The 10,794-nt window shown below is 48.3% G+C and carries 8 protein-coding genes and 1 pseudogene; 7 read left to right on the top strand and 2 right to left on the bottom strand.

The window, feature by feature from the left end:
• A pseudogene (locus tag EHQ17_RS20095) lies at positions 1-159 on the top strand (DUF1564 domain-containing protein); the annotation flags it as partial.
• 859 nt (positions 160-1,018) lie between these two features.
• Here EHQ17_RS20095 and EHQ17_RS04395 read toward each other — a convergent pair.
• Entirely contained in the window at positions 1,019-3,100 is a 2,082-nt protein-coding gene (locus EHQ17_RS04395; protein ID WP_135590225.1) for a cag pathogenicity island protein CagA, read from the bottom strand.
• A 133-nt stretch (positions 3,101-3,233) separates the two neighbouring features.
• On the opposite strand from EHQ17_RS04395, the gene EHQ17_RS04390 reads away from it, so the two are divergent.
• Both EHQ17_RS04390 and EHQ17_RS04385 read left to right on the top strand, forming a co-directional pair.
• A complete protein-coding gene (locus EHQ17_RS04390; RefSeq protein WP_246057383.1) occupies positions 3,234-3,788 on the top strand; it encodes a TlpA family protein disulfide reductase in 555 nt (184 codons plus the stop codon).
• A 91-nt stretch (positions 3,789-3,879) separates the two neighbouring features.
• Positions 3,880-4,923 (top strand): hypothetical protein, encoded by a 1,044-nt coding sequence (locus tag EHQ17_RS04385; protein ID WP_135590226.1) that lies wholly within the window; start codon positions 3,880-3,882, stop codon positions 4,921-4,923.
• A 4-nt stretch (positions 4,924-4,927) separates the two neighbouring features.
• On the opposite strand, the gene EHQ17_RS04380 is transcribed toward EHQ17_RS04385, so the two are convergent.
• Entirely contained in the window at positions 4,928-5,557 is a 630-nt protein-coding gene (locus EHQ17_RS04380) for a DNA-3-methyladenine glycosylase family protein (protein ID WP_135590227.1), read from the bottom strand.
• 181 nt (positions 5,558-5,738) lie between these two features.
• On the opposite strand from EHQ17_RS04380, the gene EHQ17_RS04375 reads away from it, so the two are divergent.
• The 4 genes from EHQ17_RS04375 (at position 5,739) to typA (ending at position 10,727) form a co-directional block, all read left to right on the top strand.
• Positions 5,739-6,953 (top strand): TCR/Tet family MFS transporter, encoded by a 1,215-nt coding sequence (locus tag EHQ17_RS04375; RefSeq protein WP_135590228.1) that lies wholly within the window; start codon positions 5,739-5,741, stop codon positions 6,951-6,953.
• Between the two features lie 85 nt (positions 6,954-7,038).
• Positions 7,039-7,896 carry a pirin family protein gene (locus EHQ17_RS04370; RefSeq protein ID WP_135590229.1) on the top strand — a complete coding sequence of 286 codons (858 nt, stop codon included), beginning with the start codon at positions 7,039-7,041 and terminating at the stop codon, positions 7,894-7,896.
• A 44-nt stretch (positions 7,897-7,940) separates the two neighbouring features.
• Entirely contained in the window at positions 7,941-8,375 is a 435-nt protein-coding gene (locus tag EHQ17_RS04365) for a hypothetical protein (protein WP_135590230.1), read from the top strand.
• Between the two features lie 531 nt (positions 8,376-8,906).
• Positions 8,907-10,727: a translational GTPase TypA gene (gene typA, locus EHQ17_RS04360; RefSeq protein ID WP_135590231.1), complete on the top strand. Its 1,821-nt coding sequence runs from the start codon at positions 8,907-8,909 to the stop codon at positions 10,725-10,727.
• Positions 10,728-10,794 lie beyond the last annotated feature (67 nt).

Genomic DNA, 10,794 nt, shown 5'->3' with positions numbered 1-10,794 from the left:
TTTCACAAGCACTACAGCTATATCCTCCACCTCGATCTCACCTTCAACAGAGCCACAAGGCGACTAGAATGTTTCCCCGAGTCCTCCTTTTACGCCTTTGAATACCGAGAATGGCACAAAGAGCCGGATGAATCGGATTCGAACGAGCAGACAAACTAAAACCGGCTTCCGCTAAGGGACCCGGCCCAGCTTGCCCAGTGGACTCAAGAGCGCCTCGCAAGCAAAACGCACCGCAACCCAGATCACCCCCGGCCCCTCGTATGCGCCGAGCAATGCAGCGCATATACACGTATACACATCTCACACGCTTCTCACACAACTTCTCTGCAAGTCCGCGCCGACCACGCACAACGAACACAACATGCCGTTCTCAATCCAAAAAACGGAGCGATTGACTACAGCTTCGGGGACCGCTCCATTCTCCCATTGTCCCACTGCTCCGCCTTCAGCCTTTCTGCGCGCAGCGCGAAAGCCGAAGGCAGGACATGCATCGACATTCTCACATGCGAGGAAAAACGAACAAGCAGATGGACAAACGGAAGGATGAGCGAACGAACAAACAAAACGGAAGGAGGGACCAACAAACTCACCAACAAACTTCGACCTACACCGACACGAGCCCCCGCCTCACTCACACTCACAAACAAGACGAATCACCAAGCGGGCCCACTCTACCACGTACAAACACTCCCCGACACAAGCAGCAAGCAAGCGAACGAACAAACGAACAAACGAACAAACGAACAAACGAACAAACGAACGAACAAAGAAACAAACCAGCAACCTGGCAACTCGCCAACCAACGGACACAACACCTCTCAGATTGGTAGGACAAATCGGCGATCAAACAAATTCATTCACAAACTAGGAGATACACAACTCGTCCCATGAGCGCACGAAACGAAACAAACAAACAAAAACATATAACGAACCAATCCAACGACCGACTAACGCGGCCAAACCCCCGCACCATGTTCCAAATTGGCCCGACCGAATCCGGTCGGTCAATCGTTACCGTTTATTTTAAACAACGAACTCCTGCATAATTTCCCAAATGATCCCAACGGATTTCCCCTTTAAACACGTCCAAGTTATACGCTCCATTTTGTCCGATAGAAATCGTAGAAGACCAAAATCGTTTTTCCTCTTCGGAAATCCACGATTCTGTTTCACCGCTTTCATAAGAATCTTCTAATTCTTCGATCGTAGGTAGACGTAGATCCATGGAGCTGCAAATTTGTCTCGCCTGATGCCAGTTATAACTTCCATCCGGACTGATCCAAGATTTCTCGGAAGGCAAGGAGTAGAATTTTTTATTCTTCCTTTTTTCGGCAAAGAGCTTCGTAGAAATTTCTTCGGTTGCGTAAGAAGAGGGAGAAGGGGATTGCGAAGAAGAAGGAAGGGCTACTCTCGCAGACGATGGCTTATCGGAAATTTCTTGCGATCCGGTTCCTGCGGTTCCCTCCAAAAAATGAATCGCAAATAGCTTTTGAAATTCTCGATTGGATGAAGTTTTACTAACGGCGGTTTCCATCAATTCCCGCAGTTTGGACTTTGCGGATCCCCAAAAAAGTCCCGATTTCGAGTTCCAATCCGCGCCGAGACGGTGACTGTTGAGAATCTGTGTCGGATTCTTATTCTCCAATCCTTCGTGCAGAAGTTCGTCCACATATTCCTGAAAGGAAATCGTTTCGTTCAATTTCGATCCGATCCGTTTGATTTCCTTTTTGATCCTATCGATTTGGGTTACCGTCGAAAATTCTGATTTCGCCAAAGCGATCATTCCTTCGCGGAAAGCGTCTTGGATCGAAGTTCTATGTTCTTCCTTTTCCGTATCCGATTCGGCCAACGCTTCGGCGGTAAATTCCTTTTCGATTCTTAGATAAAGCGTCTCTAAACGATTGGTGAGGTGGGAACGTCCCGTTTTTTCCGCCGTATCCGCCTTTTTATCCAACGTTTCCTTTATGTTGCCGTATTCTTTTCCCGATTTCAAAGAGGCTTTGTCCATTAGATTTCTGTAAAGTTTGACGGCGAGCGAAAAGTCGAATCCCGCATAGGCTTTGTCCGCCTCCTTTTCTTTAAGGGAAAATAGAGCCAATTCCACCTTCTCCTTTCGTTCTTGAAGGCTTTGGCTAATCTGGATCTGTTTGTATTTTTCGGGGACTCTGTTTGCGTATTCCTCGGTCAAAACGGCGTAATCTTTCAGAACACGCTCCATATCGGAAGTGGAATTCGGATCCGATTCGAAAAGACTGCGATCTAATAGATTTATCTTTTCCTTATATTCTAAATTATAGTTATTGATAACGCTCGTTTGGATTTCCCGAACGAACGGATTCAGCTTTCGAAGCGATTCTTCGGAAAGCCGTTCTGAAAACGCCGTTAAGATACGTTCGTATTTTTTCGTGGAATTTTCGTATTCCTTGGAAACGGTAAGTCGGGACGCTTCGTCCAATTCTTCACGAACCTCCTCCAGTATCCCTTCCAGAATGCGATCGGATGTTTTGAATTCCATGGAATTCAAATTGGTTCCCGGCACGGGTTTTATCTTGAGAAAGGCGATGTTTAGATTACCGTTAGCGGAAACAGGAGCCTTGTTTAAATCGAGATCGTATTGTCGATCCAATAGTTTTCTTCCGGATTCTCCCGCGTAGTAGTCCAGAAGGAATTCGGGAAATTCCATCTGGAACGCGGACTTGATCGTATAAGCCAGCGTTTTGGAATCCCTTGTCTGATTTCGAAGAGAGACTCGAATCAATCCGTTTCCCGTGGAGATCGTTCCGGAAATGACTTCGTCCGCTTCGATAGCGTCGGCGATCTGTTTCATACAAATTTCGTCCGAACAGTTCATCCTTTGTAACGCCTCCGCGCGTTTGTAAAGGATCGTCATCGACTCGTCGTCCACGACGGTGTATTTCCCTTCGAAATTGCGGAGCACGGAATTGATGATCCCGTTTCGAAAACGGTTTTCCGTTCCGGGAGGTAAGACGGTTTCCGCCGTCAGTTTATGTACGTATAATTTCGAAGGTTTGTTTTCCGCGCCCAGAGGAGTCTGCGATCGAATCAGTATGAGTATGATGAAAAGAAGAAACCTGTACATCCGCGTCGATCCTCGTTCCACTCCTACTTTTAAAATTTCAAAAGTAAACAATTATTTGAATTCTCTCTCGACGATTTATCATTGCATTTTTGTTCGGCTAACGTTAGCGTTCGTTTGCGAAGAGGAAGATTGAATGGATCGAAATGTACGATCGAAAACTACGGAAGGATTTTTCGGAATCGCTGGGATTTTGATTTCCGTTTTCACGCTTTTTATTCCTTTCCGCGGAACCGTTTTCGGTGAATCCCTTTCTAACTTCGCTTTTTTTAACCTCAAGTCGGAACGGATCGTTCTCTCGGATTTTTTAAAAGAAGTCGCGGAGGAGGATTTGCTTCTCGTGCATTTCACCGGTTCGGCTTGTGCCCCCTGTAAGGAGCAGGTTCCACTTCTTATGGATTGGATCAAATTCCGGAACGGAACCGTCAAAGGACGGATTTATCTTTGGGTGATCTTTGTGGGAGATTCTTTGGAAACGGCGAATGAATATTCCAATTTGCTTAAGTTGTCTTCTGCGGCGGAGGTTTTTAACGATCCTTTTTCGTCGAGTTATCTCCACGCGAAAATCTCCGGTCTTCCTTCGATCGTTATCGTGGATCGGAATCGGAAAATACGGTTTAAAGCGGAAGGTTTCAACGAGGTTTCGACCGAAACGCTGCGGAACTTTCTGGATTCACTTCCGAATCGATGAGATCTTTTTTATGAAACGAATGTCGCTCCGGCTGCCGCTATTCCTCCTCGTTTGTTCCTTTTTCCCGAATTTGTTTTCGTGCGCGGGGCGGTTGCGGCAGCCGGAGCCCGGTTATATTCTCCTCGAGGCGGAAGGTTCCGATCCGTTCGACGCGGAAAAAAACGCAAAACTGGAGATGATCCGTCAAACTTTAGGAACCAGGGTGGAATCCAATTCCTACGTTATGGACTCCGCTTCCTTGGGGGAACTAGTGGAAACCTCGGAATCCGGAATTATTCGTAGATTCCGGATTCTGGAACAAAAATATTATAATAATAGAATATTCATAAAATCTGAAGGAGTCGTGGATCCGGTCCGTTTCGGAGAATCCATAGAGGAGCAATACCGTCTTTTGGGAAAACCGAGGATTCTGCTTCTGGTAACGGAACGTTTCGGTTCTGAACAAAGTCCGTTCGGTCGTTCGCTTACGGAGACGAAGTTGATTTCACTTTTCCCGCATCTCGATTTTGTCGAGCCGAGTTTGTCCTATCGGCAAATTCAGTCGATGATCGGCTCCGTCAAAAACGGGAACGTCCCCGTTCGTATTTTGGAACCCGCGCGCAACGAAGGGGCGGATCTTGTTTGGTGGATCGAATTCGATTCCAGGGAAGGGGACCGTTTGAGTCCGGACGCGAGTTTGAGAGGCGTTTTTGCGACGCTCGCGTTCCGTTTGATCGAGGTTTCCTCCGGTAAAATTTTGGGTTCCGGAAATCTGCAAGGCGGTAAACCCGCGATCGATCTTCGTTACGGCTCCGAAAAGGCGGTCGATCAACTTCTTTCGGAAATGAAACCTTCCGTATTGAAACAACTTTCGGAAAAATGGAAACGGGGAAATTCTCTTCGTGTCGTTTTGGAGGACTCTCGGAAAGAGGTGTTCCGGGAGAAACTGTTTGGTCTGATCCGCACCACACGCGGGGTAGCTTCGGTCCGCGACCTAGGAAGGGACGAACGCGGAAGGTCAGTGTTCGAAGTCGAGGCTCTGATGAACGCCAGAAAATTGTATTCCATACTTCTGGAAACCGAGACTCGCGCGGATTTGTCCCTTGAGGCGGAAGAGATTCGGGGAAGTTTTATTCTTTTGAGATTAAAAAAATAGAATATTATAATTTTATGTTCTTCTCTCGAATGTAGGAATGCCAGAGTATCATCGTCGCTATCGAGCGGTAAGGCTTCCAACTTTCGGATATTTTTAGAATCGTTTCCCGGGAGACGTCCCGCGGCAGATTTTTGTTTCGTTTGAGTGACTGGACCGCGGCGAGATCCCCGACGGGAAAAACGTCGCTCCTGTGCAGAGCCATCAACAGAAATATATCCGCGGTCCAGTTTCCGATTCCCTTTACCGAGGTCAATTTTTCGCGGATCTGAAAATCGGAAAACGAGGAAAGTCGGGACAAGATCAGACGTTTCGATAGGATTTCCTTCGCCAGATTTCTCGCGTAGGAAGTCTTTTGTCGGCTGAAATAACATTCTTTCAATTCCATGTCGCTTAACAAAATGAGTTTTTCGGCCGTTATCCTACCCAGTTTCGTCTTCAATCGGAGTAAGGCCGATTTCGCGGATGCGAGGGAAACCTGCTGTTCGAGAATGATATGGATCAACGTTTCGAAATTCGGTTTTCGCTCCCAAAACGGAGGATATCCGTATTTTAAAAGAATGGAATGTAGATCGGAGTCTTTGCGCGCGATCTTGTCGCATAACGAAGGAAATTCCTCTTTGTCGAAGGTTCGCATTTTCGATTTTTATCCCGAGGGTAAGTCTTCTTTCGGCGTTCGATCGTTCGTTTCTCCCCGCCGTCCGTGTCGATTCTTTCGATCCGTAAACTATCCGCAAACGGAAAGAGCAAAAACGAAAAAACCGTTGCGGGATTTTTTTTGAGTTGTGCGCGTGCTTACCGTTTGTTTAGTGGCAGGTATGAATTCCAAACGTCCGGCCGCCTTAGGCTTTATTTTCGTTACCGTCCTGATCGACGTCATCGGCTTCGGAATCATCATACCGGTCCTTCCCAAGCTGATCCAACAGCTCACCCGAGGCTCTCTGAGCGAGGCCGCTTGGTACGGAGGTTTGTTGATGTTCGCGTATTCGATCACGCAGTTCGTATTTGCGCCGTTCGTCGGCGGGCTCAGTGATCGGTTCGGAAGAAGGCCGATCCTACTCGCGTCCTTATTCGGTTTTACTTTGGATTATCTTTTTTTGGCCTTCGCACCTTCCATCTTATGGCTGTTTGTCGGAAGGCTGATCGCGGGAATTATGGGAGCCAGTTTTACGACCGGTTACGCTTACATCGCGGATATCAGTCCTCCCGAGAAGCGGGCCGAAAACTTCGGTCTTTTGGGCGCCGCCTTCGGCTTGGGTTTTATCATCGGCCCGGTGATCGGCGGACTTTTGGGGCAATACGGCCCGCGTGCTCCGTTTTTGGCGGCGGCGGTTTTGACCTTGGTCAATTGGTTGTTCGGATTTTTTATTCTTCCGGAATCCTTGCCTCCCGAACAGAGAAGAAAGTTCGAATGGTCCAAGGCCAATCCGGTGGGATCGTTGTTTAACTTAAAACGTTATCCTATGATTCTGGGTTTGGTGGTCGCGTTTTTTCTCATCAATACCGCGGGTCACGCCGTTCAAGGAACTTGGAATTATTATACGATGGAAAAGTTCCAATGGGACGAGGCCATGGTCGGTTATTCACTGGGCGCGGTCGGTCTTGTATTCGCTATCACACAAGGAATTTTGATCCGATGGATTCTCTCGTCGCTCGGACAAAACCGAAGTATCTATATCGGATTGGCCTTGAGCACGCTCGGTTACGTTTTGTTCGCGCTCGCCACCCAAAGTTGGATGATGTTCGTCTTTTTGATTCCGTATTGTCTGGGTGGAATCGCTATGCCTCCTCTGCAAGGAATCATGTCGTCCCAGGTTCCCGCAAACGAACAAGGAGAATTACAAGGGGCTCTTACGAGTTTGATGAGCGTAACCGCGATCATCGGGCCGATTCTGATGACCGGTTTATTTTCCTACTTCACGGCGAAAGGCGCTCCCGTTTATTCTCCGGAGGCACCTCTTTGGATGGGAACGATTTTGACGGGACTCAGTCTGTGGATTTCCGTGGGTTCTTTACGAAAACATCATTCTTAAAAATGAAAAACGGAATTGAAGTCCGAAGATCGTATCTGAGAATCAGGAAGGAAAGATCCATTCGATCGACCTAAAACAAATACGTATGAAATTAATATCCGCAATCATCAAGGATCTGGGAGACGATTTCCGGGTCCGTAGAATTCTTCCTTCGTTGGACGCACGTCACGTGGGCCCTTTCGTTTTCGTGGATCATATGGGACCGGTTTCCATCAAAACGGGAAAGGAACTTTCGGTTCGTCCCCATCCGCATATAGGACTTGCGACGATCACGTATTTGTATGACGGGGTTATACTCCATCGAGACAGTTTGGGAACGGAAGCGGCGATTCGTCCGCACGAAATCAATTGGATGACGGCGGGTTCCGGAATCGCGCACAGCGAACGCTCGTTAGTCGATTCTCAATTCTCTTTTTTGGAGGGAATTCAAACCTGGGTGGCCTTACCTCGGGAATTCGAAGAAGCGGAGCCCGAGTTCTTTCATTTGGATCGTGAGGAGATTCCGGTCGTAGAAGGGGATCGATGGACGTTGCGTCTCGCGGCGGGAGAGTTTTTGGGAAAAAGATCTCCCGTAAAAGTTTATTCCCCTTTGTTTTATGCGGACTTGGAAGCGGAATCGGGAGCCAAGGCGGAGTGGGCCGTTCCTTCGGATCAGGAATCGGGTTTGTATGTGGCTCGAGGAAGTTTGGAAGTGCAGGGACAAAACGTGGATGTAGGGCAGATGGCCGTATTCGATTCGGGTGAATCGATTTCCTTTTCTTCGGAAAAGGGCGCTCGGGTCATCGTTCTCGGAGGGGTTCCCTTTCCGGAAAAAAGACATCTCTGGTGGAATTTCGTCTCCACTTCTTCGGAACGGATCGAAAGGGCAAAACTCGAATGGAAAGAAGAACGTTTTCCGAAAGTTCCCGGAGAAACGGAACGGATTCCGTTGCCCGAAAAGTAGTTTAGAAAATTATAATTTTTGAAAGGATTTTCCGGTTTATTCCTATGTCGGCGGATTCCAATCCCAATCTTAGTAAGGATTTTGCGGAGGCGTTTTATTCCGAGTTCCGCGAATTTTTCGGAGACGAAACCGATTGCGGTTATGAAATTTATTTCTTAAACGGTGACGACTCGGGTCCGAAAGGACGTTGGGCCACGTTTACCGTTCGCAATCCGCTTGCATCCCGTTCCTTGGTTTTTCGATACGATCCGTCCACCGGCTCGTTTTACGCCATGCTTAAAATTCAAGTGATTCCGGGGGAAGAGGATTGGGACTTGGACGCTTTGTTTCGCCGAAAGGGTTTTTCGGCGCCGGAACTGGGAGATAGTTTGGCGGCTGCAGGGGAATGGCTTTTTCATTCGATCGCGCGGCATTACTTCGGCGCGATCTTTCGGTTTTGTCCGAGGATTTTGGAGCCGGATTTTTTTCCGGGAGATTGAATGTTTCGGGATTTCCCGAAAAACGCGTGTTTCTTTTTGGTTCGTCGGAACAACTTTTGTGGGAACTCACACCTTTTCCTGCGCGAAGGATACGAAGGGCTTGGTCTGAAAGACCGAGCGCAAGCGAGCCCGGAGTAGCCTGACCCGACGTGTTATCCGACCGATTTTCGTGATTCAGTCCGATTCGAGGAGGGGCGCGCCCGAGGATTTTTTGTGGGAACTCACACGATTGGTTCGGATCGTTCGTTGTATGCGAGAGCGTCTTGAGAAGTGTTTTGTCACGTTTGATTCTCTTCGAACGGAGATCCGTACGAGTGTGTGAGTTCCCACACGCTTTGTAGTCACAATCGATCGTTCGCCTCCGACCCCGGACCTAGGGCCGGGAGGGAGTTCCCGCACTTTCCCCTACGACCAAAATCGTTTTTGTGAACCAAAGCCGAATTCTACAAAGTATGAGTTCCCACATCCTATTTAAAAATTGACAAAAAACCGGGTTTACACCAGGAGGCTTCCGAAATTCCTGGTCTTAGAATGGAAATCCGCAACATTGCAATCATCGCCCACGTAGACCATGGTAAAACCACACTTTTAGACGGAATTCTCCGTCAAACCGGCGCCGTCACCGCAAAGGAAGACGGGGAAAGAATCATGGATTCCAACGATCTCGAAAAAGAAAAAGGGATCACGATCAAAGCCAAAAATACCGCCGTCATTTATAAAGGTACAAGAATCAACGTCGTGGATACCCCCGGTCACGCGGATTTCGGAGGAGAAGTAGAGCGAGTTCTTGCGACGGCGGATTCCTGTCTGCTTCTCGTAGATGCGTTCGACGGACCGATGCCACAAACCCGGTTCGTTTTGGGAAAATCGCTTCAACTCGGACACAAACCGATCCTCGTCATCAATAAGATCGATCGTCCCGGCGCAAGACCCGAAGCGGTCGTCGATATGGCATTCGATCTGTTTTCCGACCTCGGGGCCACGGACGAACAACTCGACTTCCCGATCGTATACGCTTCCGCAAAACAAGGTTGGGCCGTTCATAATCTGAGCGAATCTCCCGGCACCAACCTCGATCCTTTGCTCGATACCGTTCTCAAACACGTTCCACCCGTACAAGCGGACACGGAAGCTCCTCTTCAGTTTCAGGTAACTTCCCTCGACTACAACGACTATGTGGGAAGGATCGCGGTCGGCAAAATCTACGCGGGCAAAATGGCGCTCGGTATGAACGTAATTCAACTCGCCGCAAAAAAATCCGATACGGCCGCTTCTTCGGATACCGCATTGTTTCGTATTACAAAATTATACAATTTTGAAGGACTCAAACGCAACGAAGTCAACAACGCGGAAGCGGGAGATATCGTCGCGATCGCGGGACTTCCCGACGTCTTTATCGGAGATACGATTTGCGAACCGGGTAAACCGGCTCCGAGACCGGCGATCGAAGTCGAAGAACCGACCGTATCGATGTTTTTCATGGTCAACAATTCTCCGTTTGCGGGAAAGGAAGGAAAATTCGTAACCACGAGAAATATTCGCGAGCGTCTGGATCGGGAACTGGAAACCAACGTTGCGATGCGTCTGGAAGAAACCGAAGACAAGGATCGTTTTAAGGTTTTGGGTCGAGGAGAATTGCACCTTTCCGTTTTGATCGAAACGATGAGAAGGGAAGGATTCGAAATTCAAGTTTCCCGTCCGGAAGTGATCCTAAAAACGAACGAGCAGGGACAAAAACTCGAACCGTACGAATACCTTGTGATGGATCTTCCGGATCAATTCACGGGACAGATCATCGCGGAACTCAATCGCAGAAAGGGCGAACTCCAACTCATGGACGCTCATCCCTCCGGAATGACCCGAGTCGAATTCGTGATTCCGACAAGAGGAATCATCGGATTCAGAGGTTTTTTCATTTCGGAAACCAGAGGAGAAGGAGTGATGTCTTCCCGCTTTCTCAGATTCGATATCTATAAGGGCGAGATTCCCGGTCGTAAAAACGGAGCCTTGATTTCTATGGATTCCGGGGAATCGACCGCGTATGCGCTTTGGAAAATTCAGGAGCGCGGGGACTTGGTCATCGGACCTAACACCGCGGTTTATCCCGGTATGATCATCGGAATCCATTCTCGGGAAAACGATCTTGAAGTGAATCCAGTAAAGGAAAAGAAGCTGAGTAACGTTCGTTCCTCCGGTGCTGACGAGGCCATTCGTTTGATTCCCCCGAGAAAATTCTCCTTGGAGCAGAACATAGAATTTTTGGACGACGACGAACTTTTGGAGGTAACTCCGGTAAGTCTGCGTCTGCGTAAGAAATTTCTGGACGCTACGATGCGTAAACGCAACAAGTAATCTCCGTCGGAAAGTTTCGTCTTCAACGAAAAACGCCGCTTCTTCGAAGCGGCGTTTTTTTATAATA

It is taken from the genome of Leptospira gomenensis (assembly GCF_004770155.1).
GTDB lineage: Bacteria > Spirochaetota > Leptospiria > Leptospirales > Leptospiraceae > Leptospira > Leptospira gomenensis.
The sequence above is the reverse complement of the archived record's forward strand: the minus strand, read 5'-3'. Positions and strand labels throughout refer to the sequence as shown.